The following is a 17,669-nucleotide window of genomic DNA, read 5'->3' on the forward strand; positions in this document are numbered from 1 at the left end:
GTCGTTTAATATAGTTTACGGAGTTTATAAATGAACCTTGCAATCGCAGCACTGCTGGCTGGTGTAGCACTCTGTGCCGGGCAGTATCTTATCTGGATGTATGCACCTATTGAAGTGACAATGGGTCTTGTTCAGAAGATTTTCTATGTCCACATGCCAATGGCGGCTTGGGCCATGATTAGTTTTTTCGTGGTTTTTCTCGCCAGTGCGGCGTATTTGCTGAAACGTGATATTAAGTTTGATTACATTGCCGGAGCAGCTGCTGAGATCGGAGTTATCTTCAGCGGACTTGCACTTGTAACCGGTTCCATTTGGGGCAGGGCGGCATGGAATGTCTGGTGGACATGGGATCCGCGGCTGACCACTACATTAATTATGTGGTTTGTCTATGCTGCTTATCTTGTACTCAGGACTTCCCCCATGTCGGCGGAACGGCGTTCCCTTGTCTGTGCTGTTCTCGGAGTTGTCGCATTTGTAGATGTCCCTCTCGTTTTTTACTCTGCGCGACTCTGGAGAAGTGTGCATCCCAACGTAATCGGCGCAAAGGGCGGCGGAATGGAGCCTGAAATGTTGACTACTCTTATGGTCAACCTTGCTGCATTCGGTCTGTTCTGGCTGGTCCTGCTGGCTGTGCGTTACCGTCAGGTAAGGCTTTCCGGTCAGCTGGATGCAAAAATGGTCTGGGACCAAGATTAATATTAAATGACTAAACTGCCATACGATGCGGCAAGCCTTTACTGAAAAAGTTTGGGATTCTTGCATTAGCCCTTAGGCGAGCGGTCCTCCGCGAGTCTTAGGGATAACGACAGTGGAACAAACCCTTTTTAGATGGTTTAAGCCGCCGGAGGCGAGGAGTACATATATAATGAACAGTGAAACATATCTTCTGATTGCTAATGTTGCTGTTTGGGTCGTTATTGCCGGTTATCTGGCATTTATCGCGGCTAAGGGTGCATCCATGGACCGCCGTATCAGGCAGATGGAGATGCTCGATAATGACAAGTAAATCACTCAAAGACTTTACCCTCAGCGGAGGACAGAAAGCTGTTGTCTGGCTGTTGGGCTTAGCTCTTGTTGCATTGTTTGTTTCATCTCTTACTTACCGTATGAGCCACCCCGGCAATAAGGTAGAATTCCAGCAGCGCAGCAGCGGTGGCGGAATGCCCGGAGGCATGGGTGAGGGAATGAGCGAAGATGCCATGAAGCATGTACGTGAACTCATGGAACGTATGGGCAAGGATCCCGAGAACATGGAAATCCAGCTCGAACTTGCAAATTCTTTCATGATGATCAGGGCTTATGGCCGTGCACAGACTTTCTTTGAAAAAGTAGTCAGTGTAGAGCCGAAAAATGTACAGGCTCTGATGGGTCTGGGTATGTGTTTTTATCAGGCTGAGCAGTTTGAAAAGGCTGCCGAGGCTTTTGATAAGATTGTGGCTATTACCCCTGATGACTCAATGGCGCTGTTTAATGCTGCTATCGTGAAAAAATACTATCTGCATAAGCATGAAGAAGCTGACGCACAGCTGAAGCAGATTGTAGATAATCCCAAGTCTTCTGCTGAAATGAAAAAACGTGCAGAAGAAGAACTGAAACGGGACGCTCACGCAGAGCAATAGTTTTAGTAAATAAGAATTAGAAAAAGGGAATCCGCAAAAACGGGTTCCCTTTTTTTGTTTTTGCGTTTTTGTTCGGTTGTAATTTTGCTTAAAAAGTATTTGGTGAGCGTTTGCTCCGAATATTATATCTTTTAGAGGGTAAAAAAGGCGCCAAAACAGACTATTTTTTTACGAGTAAGTTAATTTGGTTTACTTTATTCGTGATTTCCAGGCAAACGTTGACAAGTTTGCTCAATGCTGGGTAATTAATACTGCAAGACAGGTTGGTTTTCTCGCAATTTTATTATGTCCGTCTTGCCGGATTTGGACATTGGCGGGGATTAATCAATGAATTGTCGTAGTCTGCTGTTTTCAACAGCTGTATTAACATGATAGGGTTATTCACGTTTTCTTCTTGTGGCGATTCACGAGTTGTTACGCAGGTGAATACGGTAACCGGGCTCGAACGGCCCAAATCAACGCAGTCAAGGAGTGTTATGATGAAACGTTCATTGCTGGTTCTGCTGGTCGCAGCTATGATGACCATCGGTAGTTTCGGTTCTGCATCAGCAGGCAAAATTGTTCTCGGTGTTCCCGGTGCCCATAGTGGCGACCTCGCTTCCTACGGCCTTCCCACTGTTGAAGCTGCCAAGCTCGTAGTTAAGTCTATCAACGAGTCCGGCGGTGTTAACGGTGAGCAGGTTGTTCTTTCCCTTCAGGATGACCAGTGCAAACCTGAATTCGCCACCAACGCGGCTATGAAGCTTCTTTCCGATCAGGTAAACGTTGTTCTCGGCCACATTTGTTCCGGTCCGACCAAGGCAGCTCTGCCCATCTATAAAGATTCCGGTCTGGTCTGCATGTCTCCCTCCGCAACCAGCCCCTCGCTGACCTTAAGCGGTGACTACCCCAACTTTTTCAGAACAATCGCTTCCGATGACGCTCAGGGTGCATTGGCAGCTATGTTTGCTATTGAAAAACTCGGCCTCAAAAAGCCTGCTATCATCCATGACAAAGGTGACTACGGTAAGGGTTTTGCTGAGTACACTATGAAGTACATCAAAGAAAAAGGTGTTGAGCCTGTTCTTTTTGAAGGTGTAACTCCCGGTGCTGTGGATTACTCCGCTGTAGTACAGAAAGTTAAGGCTTCCGGTGCAGACGGCGTTATCTTCGGTGGTTACCATCCTGAAGCATCCAAGGTTGTTTCCCAGATGCGTAAAAAGAAAATGACCATCCCCTTCCTTTCCGATGACGGTGTTAAGGCTCAGACCTTTATCGACATCGCTGGTGAAGCATCTGAGGGTGTATACGCAACCGGTCCTCAGGACATTACCGGTAACCCCATGTATAAGGTTGCTCTCAAGCAGTACAAAGATTCCCATTACGGTGCTGAGCCCGGTGCTTTCTACTTTGAAGCATATTCCGCAGCTCTGGCCCTGCTCAAGGCTATTGAATTCGCCAAGTCCACTGATTACGACAAAATCGTTGAAGCTCTGCGCACCAACGAAGTTGAAACTCCTGTAGGTAAGATTAAGTTCGATGCCAAGGGTGATGCAATCGGTGTAGGTTTCGCTGTTTATCAGGTGAAAAATGGTGAGTACGTAGAAGTTAACTAGGCTTCTTTTTTAGCAATTCCGGTTCAGGGGACAGGTGTATTGCCTGTCCCCTGAGTCTTGATTCAGCAGGGTCCAAATGGAATATTTTCTGGAATTATTCTTCAGTGGTCTGACCAGAGGAAGCATTTATGCGCTTATCGCTCTTGGTTACACCATGGTTTACGGCATTATTGAACTGATCAACTTTGCCCATGGCGAAATTTATATGATCGGGGCCTTTGTGGGACTCGTTGTCGCAGGTATTTTGACCAGCTTCGGCTTTCCAGCGGCTTCCATCATTGTTCTGGCCTCCATTGCAGCTATTATTTACGCTGCTGCATATGGTTATACTCTTGAAAAGATTGCTTACCGCCCCCTGCGTGATGCGCCGAGACTTTCTCCGCTCATTTCTGCAATCGGTATGTCCATTTTTCTCCAGAACTATGTGATGCTTTCCCAGACTTCCGATTTTCTTTCCTTCCCTAACCTTATTCCCGAATTTCACTTTCTCGGAAAATTTGAATCCATGATCGGCTCATCCGACTTTGTAATTATTGTCGTTGCCGCTGTGGTCATGGTTGCCCTTAACCTTTTTATCAAATTTACCAGAATGGGTAAGGCCATGCGCGCCACGGCTCAAAACCGTAAAATGGCCATGCTTGTCGGTATCAACGTTGATCAGGTTATTTCAGCCACCTTTGTTATCGGTTCCGCACTTGCGGCGGTCGGTGGTGTTCTTATTGCCTCGCATATCGGGCAGATCAACTTTTTTATTGGATTTATCGCAGGTATCAAGGCTTTCACAGCCGCTGTTCTTGGCGGAATCGGTTCTGTTCCCGGCGCTATGCTGGGCGGCCTTATTCTCGGCTGGACCGAAAGTTTCTGCACCGGATACGTTTCCAGTGACTACGAAGACGTTTTCGCCTTCGCACTGCTGGTTCTGATCCTCATCTTCAGACCTTCCGGACTGCTTGGAAAGGCTAAGACCCAGAAGGTATAACAGCAAGGCTGATGGTGCGGGAACCGCTTCCCGCTGATTGAAAATGATAAAAATGGATATCTTTTAATATGGAAGGCTTGAAAAAATCTATTCTGGCTTCATTGTGGTTCATGTTTTTGACCCTGCCTATTATGGGGGTCTTCGTGAACACCATTGATAAGTCTGTCACCTGGCATTTGGACCGGGTTTTATATGTGGGTGCGGCGGCCTTTGTCCTTTCATTTCTCTGGCGGTATATGCTTGAGCGCAAAGAAAAGGGCAAGAAGGCGGAAGAACAATCCAGTGTTGAGAAAATTACGATTCTTAATAAATTACTGGCTAATCCGAAATTTTTCTGGCCTGCGGTCATTGCTGTTGCCGGTTTTGCAATCGCATTTCCCAAACTGTTTTCAATGTATCAAGTCAACGTCATGACTTCGGCACTAATCTATGTAGTGCTTGGTCTGGGGTTGAATATTGTTGTCGGTCTTGCCGGACTGTTGGACCTTGGTTTTGTAGCTTTCTATGCTGTCGGCGCATATTCTTACGCACTTATGAATATGTACTGGGGAATCAGCTTCTGGGTGGCATTGCCGCTTGGAGCACTGCTGGGAGCCTTCTGCGGTATACTGCTCGGTTTTCCGGTACTGCGCCTGCGCGGTGATTATCTGGCTATCGTAACCCTCGGTTTCGGTGAGATTATTCGTCTTGTGCTGGAAAACTGGGGTAGCTTTACTCATGGCCCGGCCGGTATCTCCAATATTGCCCGTCCTGAATTCTTCGGCCTCGCCAAAGGATTCATGGCCCAGATCAACTTTATGTATTATTTGATGCTGGTTCTGGTGGTTTTTACCATCTTCGTGGTTAACAGGCTTAAGAATTCCCGTATCGGGCGTGCATGGCAGGCCTTGCGTGAGGATGAGATCGCTTGTCAGGCTATGGGTATCGATAAGATGAAAACCAAGCTCATGGCCTTCTCGCTGGGAGCTACATGGGCCGGTATGGTAGGGGTTGTTTTTGCTGCCAAGACCACTTTCATCAACCCTGCGTCATTCACGTTCCTTGAATCGGCAATTATTCTTTCCATTGTTGTTCTCGGTGGTATGGGTTCCATCCTCGGGGTTATTCTCGGTGCATTGGTGCTGATTCTGCTGCCCGAATACATGAGGGATTTTTCTGAATACCGTATGCTCATCTTCGGCGCGACCATGGTTCTGGTTATGGTCTTCAGGCCGCAGGGACTGGTTCGTGATGTTCGGAAGAAAATTGATATCAGCGCAGTGAAAAAGGCTTTAGGTGGCGCCCATGAGTAATGAAAGAAGAACAGTTCTCCAAGTTAAGGGTGTCAGCAAGGATTTCGGTGGATTGCGTGCTCTTGATGATGTTGATCTTGATGTGAAGGAAGGGGAGATTGTTGCTCTTATTGGACCAAACGGGGCAGGTAAGACAACTTTCTTTAACTGCATTACCGGAATCTATACTCCGACAGAGGGTGATGTTAATATCGATCCCAAAGGTGAAGGCTTTAAACGCATCAATGGCATGAAGCCAAATCATGTAACCGAATTGGGAATGGCCCGTACTTTCCAGAATATCAGGCTGTTTCCGTCCATGTCGGTTATTGAAAATGTCATGATCGGTTGTCATTGCCGGACTAAGGCTACTTTCCTCGGTGCAGTTTTTCGTGATCCCCGAACCCGTAGAGAAGAGCAGGAGACCATCCTAAAAAGTTATGAACTTCTGCAGGAACTCGGTCTAGATCAGTATGCGGACGAACTGGCCCGTAACCTTCCGTATGGTGCGCAACGCAGGCTGGAGATTGCTCGTGCTTTAGCAACTGATCCTTTCATTTTGCTTCTGGATGAACCTGCGGCAGGTATGAACCCGCAGGAAACCTCAGAGCTTGAAGAGCTTATCGTTTCCATCAAGGATAAGCACAACATCTCAGTTCTGCTCATTGAGCATGATATGAAAATGGTTATGTCATTGTCGGACCGTTTGTTTGTGCTTGAATACGGTCGCGAGATTGCCCACGGCACACCTAAGGAAGTCAGCGAGAACCCCGCTGTAATCAAGGCTTATCTCGGGGAGGAACTCGTCGATGCTTAAACTTAAGAATGTAAACACCTTTTATGGTAATATTCAGGCCCTTCGTAATATCAATATCGAAGTAGAGCAGGGAGAAATTATCACCCTTATCGGGGCCAACGGTGCAGGGAAGACCACCACTCTGATGACTATCAGCGGTGTCGTGCCGCCGAGAACAGGTGAAGTGCTCTACAATGGAGAGCCGATTCATAAGACTAAGCCGGATAAGATCGTAAAAATGGGTATTTCACAGGTTCCGGAAGGGCGTCTGATTTTCCCGGACCTGACCATTACCGAGAACCTTGATATGGGTGCGTTCCTGCGTGACGACAAGAGCGGGGTAAAGGCTGACATGGATCATGTATTTGAGCTTTTTCCCATCCTCTATGAACGTCGCAAGCAGCTTGGCGGTAACCTTTCCGGCGGTGAACAGCAGATGCTGGCCATTTCCCGCGCACTCATGGCTCGTCCAAAGCTTTTACTCCTGGATGAACCGTCCCTTGGTCTTGCCCCGCTGATTATCCGCCAGATCTTTGAGATCGTGAAAAAGATTAACGAGGAAAGCGGCACCACTGTTTTCCTGGTAGAGCAGAACGCAAACCTTGCTTTGAAAACTGCTCATCGTGGATATGTAATGGAAAATGGAGAAATCATCCTTTCCGACAGTAGTGACAAACTCCTCGCCAACGAAGATATCAAGAAGGCATATCTTGGCTTGTAGTTTAATTATAAAATTAAAACGGCAAAGCCGTGAGAAAAGTTTTATGAGAGTCCGGAGAACCCTTTCCCAAAAGGGTTCTCCGGACTCTGAAGGTTTGTTGGTGGCAAATTAATTATTGACAAAAATCAGCCCTGCACATATGCGGGGCCGAACACTTTTAATAACTTTTCTGTTACGGCCTTGAGTCCGGTGCAAAAAAGTATATAATCAGTTTATCAAAGATTGAAATTCCCGGCAGGGAAGAACCTGCCAAAACCCCTGAGAAACTGATGGTGCCGCTGCCCGGTAGATCGCCAAAAATGACCGGAGCGCGCCTTTGAGAGGAATCATATGTAATGATTTCTCTTTTCTTTTAGCTAATATTTCAAATCATTTTGCGAGGGCAATATGGAAAAGGTAGTAGGTCAGGCTCTGACTTTTGACGATGTTCTGCTTTTGCCCGCCTATTCGGAAGTTCTTCCCGATAGTGTGGACGTATCCGCCAAACTCACCGAAGAGATCACTCTTGGAATCCCACTGGTCAGTGCCGCAATGGATACTGTCACCGAGTCTAAGATGGCGATCCAGATGGCCCGTCACGGCGGTGTCGGCGTTGTTCATAAAAATATGAGCGTACGTGATCAGGTTCGTGAAGTTGAGAGGGTTAAAAAATCCGAGTCCGGTATGGTTACCGATCCCATTGTGGTTCATCCCGATGACACCGTGGGCAAAGCTCTCGATCTCATGGCTGAATTCAAAATTTCCGGTTTCCCGGTTGTTAAAGGTGAGCACCTTGTAGGTATAATCACCAACCGCGATGTCCGTTTCATTACTGATCGCAATGTGCCCGTTTCTGAAGTGATGACCAGCCGTAATCTCGTTACCGTGCAGAAGGGAACCTCCACTGAAGAGGCAAAACGTCACCTGCATACCAACCGCATTGAAAAACTGCTGGTTGTTGACGAAGAAAACAAGCTGACCGGCCTGATCACCATTAAGGATATTGATAAGGTTAAGAAGTACCCCAACGCAGCTAAAGACTCCGCAGGACGCCTTCGTGTAGGTGCTGCTGTAGGTGTTGGCCGTGATCTCATGGAGCGCAGCTCCGCACTGATCACTGCCGGTGTTGACTTCCTGACCCTTGATTCCGCACACGGTCACTCCAAGGGCATTCTTGAAGCAATCAAGGAACTCCGTTCCTGCTACCCCGATGTTCAGATTGTCGGCGGTAACATTGCAACTTACGATGGCGCTATGGCTCTTATTGATGCCGGTGTAAACGCTGTTAAAGTTGGTATCGGTCCCGGTTCCATCTGCACCACCCGCGTTGTTGCCGGTGTAGGTGTTCCGCAGATCACCGCTATCATGGAAGCAGCTCGTGCCTGTCAGGAGCGCGGAGTCTGCGTAATCGGTGACGGTGGTATCAAGTTCTCCGGCGATGTTGTTAAAGCTCTGGTTGCGGGTGCAAATACCGTAATGATGGGCTCCATGTTCGCAGGAACTGATGAAAGCCCCGGTGAAAAAGTTCTCTATCAGGGTCGTAGCTACAAACTCTACCGCGGCATGGGTTCCATTGACGCAATGAAGAAGGGTAGCTCTGACCGTTACTTCCAGAAGGATACCAACAAGCTGGTTCCCGAAGGAATCGTTGGACGCGTTCCTTACAAAGGGCCCGTATCCGACAGCATCTATCAGATGATCGGCGGTCTCCGTTCCGGTATGGGTTATGTGGGTTGTGCTAATATCGCTGAAATGGCTGAGAAAGCACAGTTCACCCGCATGTCTGCAGCCGGTTTCAAAGAAAGCCACGTTCACGATGTAATTATTACCAAGGAAGCACCCAACTACCGGGTTGATTCCTATTAATCAGGAGTCGTCATGCAGCACGATAATAAAGTAATTATTCTGGATTTCGGGTCTCAGTTTACTCAGCTGATCGCTCGTAGAATCCGTGAAGCGGGTGTGTATTCCGAAATTCACCCCTGTAATGTTGATCCCCAGAAGATTAAGGATCTCAATCCCGGTGCGCTGATTCTTTCCGGTGGACCTTCCTCTGTTCTGGAAGATGAATCTCCGCAGCTTGATCCTTCCCTGCTGGAACTGGGCGTTCCCGTGCTTGGCATCTGCTACGGCATGCAGCTCATGACCAACGATCTCGGCGGTCGCGTTGTTTCTTCCGAGGACCGTGAATACGGCCGTGCGGAATTCAAAGGCGATTCCAGCTGCACTATTTTTGAAGGAATCGAAGACATCGAAAAGCTCACCGTATGGATGAGCCACGGTGACCGTGTTGAAGCAATCCCCGAGGGATTTAAAGTTTGCGGTACTACCGAGTCTATTCCTTTCGCAGCAATGGCTAACGAAGAAAAGAAAATGTACGCACTCCAGTTCCACCCCGAAGTGGCACACACCGAGAGCGGTACCACCATCATCAATAACTTTGTTTTCAAAGTTGCAGGCCTCAAAGCTGATTGGACCATGTCCTCTTTCGTAGAGAACTGCATCGAGGAAATGCGCGAAAAAATCGGTGACAACCAGGTGGTTCTCGGTCTTTCAGGCGGTATTGACTCCACTGTTGTTGCTGTTCTTCTTCACAAAGCCATCGGCAAGCGTCTGCACTGCATCTTCGTAGATAACGGTCTGCTGCGTATGCACGAGCGTGAAGAAGTTATCGGCTTCCTCGAAGAGCACTTCGAACTCAACGTTAAGTGCGTTGATTCCGCAGAACTCTTCCTTGATAAACTCAAAGGTGTTGAAGATCCCGAGAAGAAGCGCAAGCTCATCGGTTACACCTTCATTGATGTTTTCAACGAAGAAGCAAGCGCACTCAAGGATGTAAAATTCCTCGCACAGGGTACTCTTTACCCCGATGTTATTGAGTCCGAATCCTTCAAAGGCCCCTCCGCGGTCATCAAGTCCCACCACAACGTTGGCGGACTGCCCGAAGATATGGATCTCGATCTGGTTGAGCCTCTGCGTGAACTTTTCAAAGATGAAGTACGTAAGGTTGCTTACGAGCTTGGTCTGCCCGAGTTCATTATTTGGCGTCAGCCCTTCCCCGGTCCGGGTCTTGCTATCCGTGTTCTGGGTGAAATCACTGAAGAGCGTCTTGAAATCCTGCGTCAGGCTGACAAGATTGTACAGAACGAAATGCATGCCTCCGGCTGGTACCGCAAGGTATGGCAGGGCTTCGCTGTTCTGCTGCCTCTCAAGACTGTCGGCGTAATGGGTGATGACCGTACTTACGAGCACGTCATTGCACTGCGTATCGTAGACAGCATCGATGCTATGACCGCTGACTGGTCCCGCATCCCCAACGATATCCTCGCACGTATGTCCAACAGGATCATCAACGAGGTTAAAGGTGTTAACCGCGTGGTTCTGGATATTTCCTCCAAGCCGCCGGCAACCATCGAATGGGAATAATTATTCCCTCGCAAATGAGTTAATTAAATGCCTCCGACATTCTGTCGGAGGCATTTTTTTTGTGAAAATAAGTATTGAAGGTCTTGGTTCCTTATCAAGCAAATGTTTTTAACCGTACGATGTAAAACGCAAGATAAGAAGGAAGTCCTATTAAATTGCGTTGCTAGTGCGCTATGTGTTTTGGACATTAATTTGTAAATAGTTAAAAGCTAACCGATTACTCTGAATTTCTATGGAGATAAGACGTAGATAAAGTTTTAGAAATCGGTTACAAGACGTCAGCAAATTTTGAAAAAGCCTATGCTAGGCATAAATTAGGTCAGTGTCGGCTTTCCGCGCATTAGCGTGTTTTTATTGTCGCAACGAAGAAGGAATTAATATGTTCGGTATCGGTTCTACAGAACTTATCGTAATTTTGGTTGTAGCCCTTATTCTCATTGGACCCCAGAAACTGCCGGAACTTATCAAGAATCTTGGTAAAGGCCTTTCCGAAGTGAAGAAGATGTCTAATGATGTAAAAAACACTCTTGATGCTGAAATTTCTGCTGCTGACGAAGAAAGAGCACAGAAAGAAGACGCTGAGCGCGAGGCTGCACGTAAGAAAGCTGAAGCAGAAGCTATGGAAAAAGCACGTCAGGCTGAAGCTGAAAAACAGCAGGCGGCTGACGAGACTGAAAAGGTTGCTGAAGCACCTAAGACCGAGAGCGAGAAAGCATGAGTTCAGCGGAGAAAGATTCGCGTGAAGTAGGGCAGGAGAGTCCTGAAGAAAAAAAGCAGGCTGAAGAGACTGCTGCGGAATCTCTAAATCCCGAAGAGGAAACCGCCGAAAGCATTGAGTTCGAAGCCGGGCTGCCTGCTGAAAAGGATGCGGACGGACTTGCTGTGTCTGAAGATGATTCAGCCGCTGATGAAGATGCGGAGGATGATGACGAGCTTGATGAAGAAGAAGCTCCCATGACTTTCCTTGAGCATCTTGAAGAACTGCGCCGCCGTTTTGTCAGGATTATGATTGCGTGCGGTATCGGTTTTCTGGCTTGCTATTCCTTTGCAAAACCGCTTTTTTCCCTGCTCATGGCACCGCTGGTTGCGGTTCTGCCGCCTGATTCAACATTGATTTTTACTTCCCTGCCTGAAGGTTTTGTCACCTACTTGAAGGTTGCTTTTGTGGCCGGGATTTTTGCTGTATCTCCCTATATTTTTGCCCAGGTCTGGGGCTTTATTGCGCCGGGACTTTATGAACATGAACGTAAGTGGATGATTCCGCTGGCTTTCCTGTCCGCATTTTTCTTTGTGGGCGGAGCATTGTTCGGGTATTACGTGGTATTTCCGTTCGGCTGTGAGTTTTTCATGGGCTTTGCTGATGAATTTATTAAACCTATGCCGACCCTGCGTGAATACTTGGGCTTTTCGCTTAAGCTGCTCTTTGCTTTCGGGCTTATCTTTGAGCTGCCGTTGTTCATTTTCTTCCTTGCCAGACTGGGGGTCGTCACTGCTGAAGGTCTGCGTGAAAAGCGTAAGTATGCCATTCTGGTTTGCTTCATCTGCTCCGCAATATTGACTCCTCCGGATGTTATGACTCAGACCTTGATGGCTGGGCCGCTGATTATTCTTTATGAGATTGGTATCTGGGTGGCCTACTTCTTCGGTAAGCGTGGCGGCAGGAAGCTGAAAAATGCTGATCCTGAAAATGACGGTCCGGATGATTCCGGTCCTGACGGTGGAGATTCCGCTGCAACCGCTGAAGACAGCTCTTCTGAAGCAAAAGCCGAATCTACGGCTGAAAAAAAGCCTGAAGCAGAAGAACCCGGCTCAGATAAGAAAAAGAAGTCTAAAGCGGCAGATTCAGGTTACGATGAAGATTTGATTGAAATGTAATGGCCGCAACAGGCCGCACCATAAGAGAGGTTGGTTTTGTCACAGAGATCCGCAGCAATTGCCCGTACCACTAAGGAAACTGATATTTCCCTGAAGCTCAATATCGACGGTGAAGGTAATACTAATATCGATACCGGAGTCGGTTTTGCAGACCATATGCTGACTTTGATGAGCTTTTGGGCCGGGTTTGATCTTGATCTCAAATGCAAAGGCGACCTCGAAATTGATTCGCACCATACTCTAGAAGATATTGCGCTTGTTCTTGGACAGGTTCTTTCCGAGGCCATGGGCGACAAGAAAGGCATTAACCGTATCGGTTTTGCCAAGGTGCCTATGGATGAAGCGCTCGTTGAGGTTGTAATTGACCTTTCAGGACGGGCCTATCTTGTGTATGATGATGACATCCTGCCCCCGATTATTGCCGGGGACGAAAGAGATGTCTGGCGTGAATTTTTCAAGTCACTGGCTTTCAAGGCCGGTATGAACCTGCACATCAAGTTTGAATACGGACGTAATGGCCACCACCTGCTCGAAGGAGCTTTTAAGGCCCTCGGACTTGCTTTCCGCAATGCTCTGTCCGTTGAAAGACAAGGTGTTTCCAGTACAAAAGGGAGTCTCGATTAATGAAACGGCTTTTCCCTCTGCTCATTCTCTGTGTTTTCGCCCTTGGAGCACTCAGTGGTTGTGCCTCCAAAAGTGACATTGTCAAACTCCCGCGTCCTAGCGGAAAAATTGCCGTAGCCGGGTTCACCAACCCTGTGTTTAACTGGGAGCTGCTGGCCGGCTACCTGCCGCACGAAGGCAAGCCCATCAAGAAGGACATTCTGCAAGAGCTTGATGCCAAGATGGTGGGAGTGCTTTCCAAGCATGGTGTTACCGCTTTTGCGCGTCCGGCAATTACCCGCCAGTGTCAGGAAATTGAAGTTTTTGAAAATTTGGGCGGCCGCCGCGAAGCCGCTTTTGCTTATTGGGTTAAGGTCGGTCAGTGCATGAGTGCCGACTACATTCTGGTTCCCCAGATTCTTTTCTGGCAGGACCTGCGCGGCATGCAGAAGGCTGATTTCAATATCCAGCCTGCATCTGTAATTATTGATCTGTATCTTATTGATGTTAACAACAGGCGCATCATTAGACGGTTTCATTACGACGAAACCCAGCAGCCTCTGACTGAGAATATGCTGGAAGCCGGTACTTTCTTCAAACGTGGCGGCAAATGGGTTACTGCAATGCAACTTGCTGATGAAGCTCTTGAGACAGGACTTATGGAGCTTGGTTTATGATCGTTTTCCCCGCTGTAGATATCAAGGACGGCGTGTGCGTACGCCTCTCACAGGGACAGGCTGATGCTGTTACCGTATTTTCCAGTGATCCCGTTGCCCAGGCAAAATACTGGGAAACTCAGGGCGCAAGATATCTACATGTAGTTGACCTAGACGGTGCATTCAGCGGAATGCCCAAGAACTTCGAACTTATCAGGGACATTTGTAGCCAGCTCAGCATTCCGGTGCAGCTCGGCGGCGGTATCCGTGATATTGAAACTGCATCCAAGTACCTTGAAGCAGGCGTAAGAAGACTGATCATCGGCACCATGGCCCTTGAAGACGAGGAAACCTTCGCTGAGCTTTGTGCCAAGTTCCCTGGTCAGATCGGGGTATCTCTTGATGCCGTAAATGGACAGCTTAAGTCTCGCGGCTGGGTGGAAGATGCAGGAATTACCGTATTCGACATTATACCCCGCATTGAAGCAGCCGGGGCTGCATTCATTATTTATACCGATATCAGCCGCGATGGTATGCAGACCGGTGTGAATGTTATGGCTCTTTCTGAGCTTTGCTCCAAAACTAAGCTTCCTGTTATCGCAGCCGGTGGTGTTGCTACACTTGAAGATGTAATTAATCTCCAGCCTCTGGTTTCCAAAGGTCTCGAAGGCGCAGTTTCCGGTCAGGCAATCTATACCGGGACTCTCAATTTCGCAGAAGCTATGGAATGGATTGAGAATAATTAGCAGCGCTTGATGCCGACACAACTACATGATATATGTTCTCAATTAGAGAATAGGGTAGTGAACGCTGCCACCCTCCCAAATAGCTTAAGTATTCAGAAGTGAATAAGGAGATTAATCATGAAAAAAGTAGAAATAAAAGGCATGAGCTGCATGCATTGCGTTGGTTCCGTTGAGAAGGCCCTCAGTGCGATCGAGGGTGTAACTGACGTTAAGGTCAGCCTTGAAGACGCATGCGCTACCTATGAAGAATCAGCTCCTGTTGATGAAGCCAAGATCAAGGAAACCATTACTAAGATTGGTTTTGAGGTCGGCGAAGTTAAGTAGATTTGTTTTGATATGGAAATCTCAAGCCCCGTGTTCTTATGAGCACGGGGCTTTTTTTGCGTTCTGTTGTTTGTTGGATAGTCTCAAAAATGAATCATATGGAAATAGGTTGCCAGTAAATTTAAACTAAGTTAGTTGGTTGTCAGTTAGACAAAAAATAAGAGAGGCTTTTGGATGAAAAATACTTTTGCTTTTCCCGGCCGAGAATTGTTGGTTCCGGAGATTGTAAAATCAGATAACTGCACTCTTATTGACGCCGATGGCAATCAGTACATTGATCTGGAAGCGGGCATATGGTGCACCAGCATTGGCCATGCGAATCTGGCGGTTAGGAATGCTGTCATTTCGCAGATCGATAATATTTCGCATGTAGGCTTTTGCTATAGTACTAATGTTGTTGAGCGTGCTGCCGGAGCGGTTCTTGATCTCTTGGGGCATGGCGGAGGGCGGTGTTCCTTCCTTTGTTCCGGGAGTGAGTCTGTTGAATATGGGGTGCGTGCGTTACGCACGGTACTGAATTCGAAGCGCATTATGACCATGTCTGATTCATATTTCGGTGCCTATGGTGATGCGTCCGCAAAGGATTCCGACAAGTGGTTTCTTTTTGATTGGAGCGAATGTGAGCGTTGTACTCATGAGGTTTGTTCTAAGGATTGTTCTGTTTATTCCGCCATTCTATTTGATGATGTTGGGGCCTTCTTATTTGAGCCCGGTAGTTCGTCTGGAATGGTCCGTTTTCCTCCTGCAAAATTGATCAGTAATATAGTTAAAGATGTGACTGCTGCTGATGGGCTGGTGATGGTCAATGAAGTTACCACGGGCGTTGGCAGGACTGGAAAATGGTTCGGATTTCAGCATTATGAGATGCAGCCGGATATTGTCGCTATGGGAAAAGGTATCGGAAATGGTTACCCCGTAAGCGCTGTTTCGCTCAACAGTCGTGTTGTCGACCTGCTTGGCCCTGATGCCGTTGCCTATGGGCAATCCCATCTCAATGATCCTTTAGGCGCTGCTGTAGTAGAGGCAGTTATTAACGAGATTAATGGGCACAACCTGATTCAGCATGCTGAAGTTCTTTCAGATGTTCTCATGGATGGTTTACAGCGAGTCGCTGCGGGATCAGATTTGATCGAATGCGCGCGCGGCAGGGGGCTGATGGCGATTCTGATTATGGCCGATCACGTAGATGTTTCACAAGTGGCAGAGCTGCATAGGAAATTGGTTTCGCGGGGATTCATAGTGGATCACCGTCTTGGGACCAATGCTTTACGGATGCATCCAGCTCTTACAATCGGTGTGGAGAAAATTTATAATTTTATTGCCGTGCTTGAAGAAGTTGTGGGGGCCATGGAGATTGAGTTGGGTTGATGGATTTAGAACAAATTTTGGAAGAATGGAAAGCCCCGCACTCATATGAGCGCGGGGCTTTTTTGGCGATCTGTTAGCGGCGCAGCTTGTTTCTCAGGGCGAAACCGAAGAGGGCTGCTTGGAGGGTTATGAGCGTAACTGAAATGCCTTTTAGGAGGTACTGATAACCGACAGCCTCATCAAATTTGATTTTAATTAGTGGCATGTACCACATTGCTCCTTTTATCCAGTCTTTGGGACCATTCGGTGTGATGCTAAACGCTAGTTGTATGCAAAATGGTAAAATAATCAATGCAAATAGCAGGAGGCCAGCCTTAATAGGCTTTTCACCATAGCCACTTATGAAATGGTAAACATTAAGATATATTTTTGAAAACCAATTCTTACTGATTTGACAGTTTTTGGTTTTATTTTTGAAATTTCTATATTGGATTAATATTGGAATGAGAGGAAGAAGTAGGAAAGTCTTTTCAAGATAAGCGTTAAGTGTTGAAGGGTGATAGTCGTACGAAATGCTAAACAGGTAAGATGTAAATAGTAGAAGTATGCAAATGAGTGAAACTGGCAGTGTCGGAAAGTAGAAAGCAGAATCAACTACACGTCTTGTCATTTCTTTTTCGCGATAATGCCAATGTGAGGTTTGTTCTTCGTCTGCGCTTTCGCGGGCGATTTTTTTTAGGCGGCGGTAAATTTCGGCTAGCGTGGTGTCGCTGCAATTGCTGTCTATTTGATGTTTCTCATCGTAAATTTTAGCAAATCTCTCTTCGCTCCAGCTGCAGTCTATAAATTTAAATGATTCGATATTGGTTTCAGCAAATTTCAAATTAGATAGGTCTACTGATTCCATCAGGACTGTTTCTTTGGATATGGCTCCGGCAAAGGATGTTTCTTTATCGAATTCAGCATTGCGGAAGTATGCCCATTCTTTGAAAAAGGCTAGATTAAAATCAGCACCGCCGTTGAATTTTGTGTGTTCGAAGTTGGAGTAATCGTGGAATATCGCATATTTAAATGACACTTCTTCGTTTTTATATAAAAATTTAGCTCTATCAAAATATATAGGGGCATTGAATTTCATTGCGTTGAATTTTACGTTTTTCTTGAATCTTGCTTGTTCAAAATGAATTTGCTTTTTTGCTTCTGTTGCCAGAAACGATGTTTCGCCAAGAAAAAATGTATTAGTAAAAATTGCGTATTCATAGATTTGTGAATTTTCAAATTCAACATCAGAAACAAAAATAGCATCGGCGAAAATTGCAATATCATGAAATTTTGTTTCATTGAAATATGTACTTCCTTCGAATCGTACTTTCCTAAATGACGTTTTTCCTAGGAATATTGATTTCGTGAAATTGATTGGCGGAAAACTGTCACCTTCCTCAATGAATTCATAAAGGTAAATGTTATAAGGAAAGACTGTTCCTGTAAAATTACACCTTGGGTTCCATCCACCCATAAGTGGATCTAATAAAATATCTCTTCTATCCCGCTCCTCATCCTCCCCAGCATCAATAACCTTCTGAATCCGCTCAAAAACCATCCCATTAAATTTCTTCGCCCCCATCAAAGCAGGCTTCTCATCACCATCCCTTTCATCATAAAGCTCAATAAACTTACACTCCGCAGGAGCATGAAAAATACAATATTTTTCCCCTCAGCATCAATATAAACGATGTCGTACTCTTCACACCAATTACTATGATCAGCCCCA

Annotated in this window: 17 protein-coding genes and 1 pseudogene; 17 read left to right on the plus strand and 1 reads right to left on the minus strand. The window is 46.7% G+C overall.

Annotation, left to right across the window (positions count from 1 at the left end; genetic code table 11):
* Positions 1 to 30: 30 nt before the first annotated feature.
* The 17 genes and pseudogenes from ccsA to DESAL_RS07820 all read left to right on the plus strand — a co-directional run bounded on the left by ccsA (position 31) and on the right by DESAL_RS07820 (position 15,958).
* A complete protein-coding gene (gene ccsA / locus DESAL_RS07745; protein WP_015851423.1) occupies positions 31 to 696 on the plus strand; it encodes a cytochrome c biogenesis protein CcsA in 666 nt (221 codons plus the stop codon).
* A 169-nt stretch (positions 697 to 865) separates the two neighbouring features.
* Complete coding sequence (locus DESAL_RS20040) at positions 866 to 1,006, plus strand: CcmD family protein (protein ID WP_015851424.1); 141 nt, start codon at positions 866 to 868, stop codon at positions 1,004 to 1,006.
* Positions 996 to 1,619 (plus strand): tetratricopeptide repeat protein, encoded by a 624-nt coding sequence (locus DESAL_RS07750; protein WP_015851425.1) that lies wholly within the window; start codon positions 996 to 998, stop codon positions 1,617 to 1,619. The genes DESAL_RS20040 and DESAL_RS07750 overlap by 11 nt, the downstream gene beginning before the upstream one ends.
* 479 nt (positions 1,620 to 2,098) lie before the next feature.
* A complete protein-coding gene (locus DESAL_RS07755; RefSeq protein ID WP_015851426.1) occupies positions 2,099 to 3,214 on the plus strand; it encodes a branched-chain amino acid ABC transporter substrate-binding protein in 1,116 nt (371 codons plus the stop codon).
* A 76-nt stretch (positions 3,215 to 3,290) separates the two neighbouring features.
* Positions 3,291 to 4,193 carry a branched-chain amino acid ABC transporter permease gene (locus tag DESAL_RS07760; RefSeq protein WP_015851427.1) on the plus strand — a complete coding sequence of 301 codons (903 nt, stop codon included), beginning with the start codon at positions 3,291 to 3,293 and terminating at the stop codon, positions 4,191 to 4,193.
* A gap of 68 nt (positions 4,194 to 4,261) precedes the next feature.
* On the plus strand, positions 4,262 to 5,485 hold the full coding sequence (locus tag DESAL_RS07765; protein WP_015851428.1) for an ABC transporter permease subunit: 1,224 nt from the start codon (positions 4,262 to 4,264) through the stop codon (positions 5,483 to 5,485).
* The gene (locus DESAL_RS07770; protein WP_015851429.1) at positions 5,478 to 6,281 is read left to right on the plus strand and encodes an ABC transporter ATP-binding protein; all 804 of its coding nucleotides are present in this window, start codon (positions 5,478 to 5,480) and stop codon (positions 6,279 to 6,281) included. The genes DESAL_RS07765 and DESAL_RS07770 overlap by 8 nt, the downstream gene beginning before the upstream one ends.
* Positions 6,274 to 6,981, plus strand: a complete 708-nt coding sequence (locus DESAL_RS07775; protein ID WP_015851430.1) for an ABC transporter ATP-binding protein — start codon at positions 6,274 to 6,276, stop codon at positions 6,979 to 6,981. The genes DESAL_RS07770 and DESAL_RS07775 overlap by 8 nt, the downstream gene beginning before the upstream one ends.
* Before the next feature lie 387 nt (positions 6,982 to 7,368).
* Complete coding sequence (gene guaB, locus DESAL_RS07780; RefSeq protein WP_015851431.1) at positions 7,369 to 8,826, plus strand: IMP dehydrogenase; 1,458 nt, start codon at positions 7,369 to 7,371, stop codon at positions 8,824 to 8,826.
* A 12-nt stretch (positions 8,827 to 8,838) separates the two neighbouring features.
* Positions 8,839 to 10,386 (plus strand): glutamine-hydrolyzing GMP synthase, encoded by a 1,548-nt coding sequence (guaA, locus tag DESAL_RS07785; RefSeq protein WP_015851432.1) that lies wholly within the window; start codon positions 8,839 to 8,841, stop codon positions 10,384 to 10,386.
* Between the two features lie 379 nt (positions 10,387 to 10,765).
* Complete coding sequence (gene tatB / locus DESAL_RS07790) at positions 10,766 to 11,104, plus strand: Sec-independent protein translocase protein TatB (protein WP_015851433.1); 339 nt, start codon at positions 10,766 to 10,768, stop codon at positions 11,102 to 11,104.
* Between the two features lie 236 nt (positions 11,105 to 11,340).
* Positions 11,341 to 12,102, plus strand: a pseudogene (gene tatC, locus DESAL_RS07795) (twin-arginine translocase subunit TatC); the annotation flags it as partial.
* 195 nt (positions 12,103 to 12,297) lie between these two features.
* The gene (gene hisB, locus DESAL_RS07800) at positions 12,298 to 12,885 is read left to right on the plus strand and encodes an imidazoleglycerol-phosphate dehydratase HisB (RefSeq protein ID WP_015851435.1); all 588 of its coding nucleotides are present in this window, start codon (positions 12,298 to 12,300) and stop codon (positions 12,883 to 12,885) included.
* A complete protein-coding gene (locus DESAL_RS07805) occupies positions 12,885 to 13,541 on the plus strand; it encodes a hypothetical protein (RefSeq protein ID WP_015851436.1) in 657 nt (218 codons plus the stop codon). Before hisB ends, DESAL_RS07805 begins: the two co-directional genes overlap by 1 nt.
* Positions 13,538 to 14,266: a 1-(5-phosphoribosyl)-5-[(5-phosphoribosylamino)methylideneamino]imidazole-4-carboxamide isomerase gene (hisA, locus tag DESAL_RS07810; protein WP_015851437.1), complete on the plus strand. Its 729-nt coding sequence runs from the start codon at positions 13,538 to 13,540 to the stop codon at positions 14,264 to 14,266. The genes DESAL_RS07805 and hisA overlap by 4 nt, the downstream gene beginning before the upstream one ends.
* Before the next feature lie 117 nt (positions 14,267 to 14,383).
* Positions 14,384 to 14,590 (plus strand): heavy-metal-associated domain-containing protein, encoded by a 207-nt coding sequence (locus tag DESAL_RS07815; RefSeq protein WP_015851438.1) that lies wholly within the window; start codon positions 14,384 to 14,386, stop codon positions 14,588 to 14,590.
* A gap of 174 nt (positions 14,591 to 14,764) precedes the next feature.
* Positions 14,765 to 15,958: an aminotransferase class III-fold pyridoxal phosphate-dependent enzyme gene (locus DESAL_RS07820; RefSeq protein WP_015851439.1), complete on the plus strand. Its 1,194-nt coding sequence runs from the start codon at positions 14,765 to 14,767 to the stop codon at positions 15,956 to 15,958.
* Positions 15,959 to 16,031: 73 nt separating this feature from the next.
* On the opposite strand, the gene DESAL_RS07825 is transcribed toward DESAL_RS07820, so the two are convergent.
* The gene (locus tag DESAL_RS07825; RefSeq protein ID WP_015851440.1) at positions 16,032 to 17,522 is read right to left on the minus strand and encodes a pentapeptide repeat-containing protein; all 1,491 of its coding nucleotides are present in this window, start codon (positions 17,520 to 17,522) and stop codon (positions 16,032 to 16,034) included.
* Positions 17,523 to 17,669 lie beyond the last annotated feature (147 nt).

The sequence above is a fragment of the Maridesulfovibrio salexigens DSM 2638 genome, from assembly GCF_000023445.1.
Lineage (GTDB): Bacteria > Desulfobacterota > Desulfovibrionia > Desulfovibrionales > Desulfovibrionaceae > Maridesulfovibrio > Maridesulfovibrio salexigens.

Coding starts and splice junctions, on each gene's coding strand:
- ccsA (WP_015851423.1), top strand. CDS start 31: ATGAACCTTGCAATCGCAGCACTGCTGGCTGGTGTAGCACTCTGTGCC.
- DESAL_RS20040 (WP_015851424.1), top strand. CDS start 866: ATGAACAGTGAAACATATCTTCTGATTGCTAATGTTGCTGTTTGGGTC.
- DESAL_RS07750 (WP_015851425.1), top strand. CDS start 996: ATGACAAGTAAATCACTCAAAGACTTTACCCTCAGCGGAGGACAGAAA.
- DESAL_RS07755 (WP_015851426.1), top strand. CDS start 2,099: ATGAAACGTTCATTGCTGGTTCTGCTGGTCGCAGCTATGATGACCATC.
- DESAL_RS07760 (WP_015851427.1), top strand. CDS start 3,291: ATGGAATATTTTCTGGAATTATTCTTCAGTGGTCTGACCAGAGGAAGC.
- DESAL_RS07765 (WP_015851428.1), top strand. CDS start 4,262: ATGGAAGGCTTGAAAAAATCTATTCTGGCTTCATTGTGGTTCATGTTT.
- DESAL_RS07770 (WP_015851429.1), top strand. CDS start 5,478: ATGAGTAATGAAAGAAGAACAGTTCTCCAAGTTAAGGGTGTCAGCAAG.
- DESAL_RS07775 (WP_015851430.1), top strand. CDS start 6,274: ATGCTTAAACTTAAGAATGTAAACACCTTTTATGGTAATATTCAGGCC.
- guaB (WP_015851431.1), top strand. CDS start 7,369: ATGGAAAAGGTAGTAGGTCAGGCTCTGACTTTTGACGATGTTCTGCTT.
- guaA (WP_015851432.1), top strand. CDS start 8,839: ATGCAGCACGATAATAAAGTAATTATTCTGGATTTCGGGTCTCAGTTT.
- tatB (WP_015851433.1), top strand. CDS start 10,766: ATGTTCGGTATCGGTTCTACAGAACTTATCGTAATTTTGGTTGTAGCC.
- DESAL_RS07805 (WP_015851436.1), top strand. CDS start 12,885: ATGAAACGGCTTTTCCCTCTGCTCATTCTCTGTGTTTTCGCCCTTGGA.
- hisA (WP_015851437.1), top strand. CDS start 13,538: ATGATCGTTTTCCCCGCTGTAGATATCAAGGACGGCGTGTGCGTACGC.
- DESAL_RS07815 (WP_015851438.1), top strand. CDS start 14,384: ATGAAAAAAGTAGAAATAAAAGGCATGAGCTGCATGCATTGCGTTGGT.
- DESAL_RS07820 (WP_015851439.1), top strand. CDS start 14,765: ATGAAAAATACTTTTGCTTTTCCCGGCCGAGAATTGTTGGTTCCGGAG.
- DESAL_RS07825 (WP_015851440.1), bottom strand. CDS start 17,522: ATGGGGGCGAAGAAATTTAATGGGATGGTTTTTGAGCGGATTCAGAAG.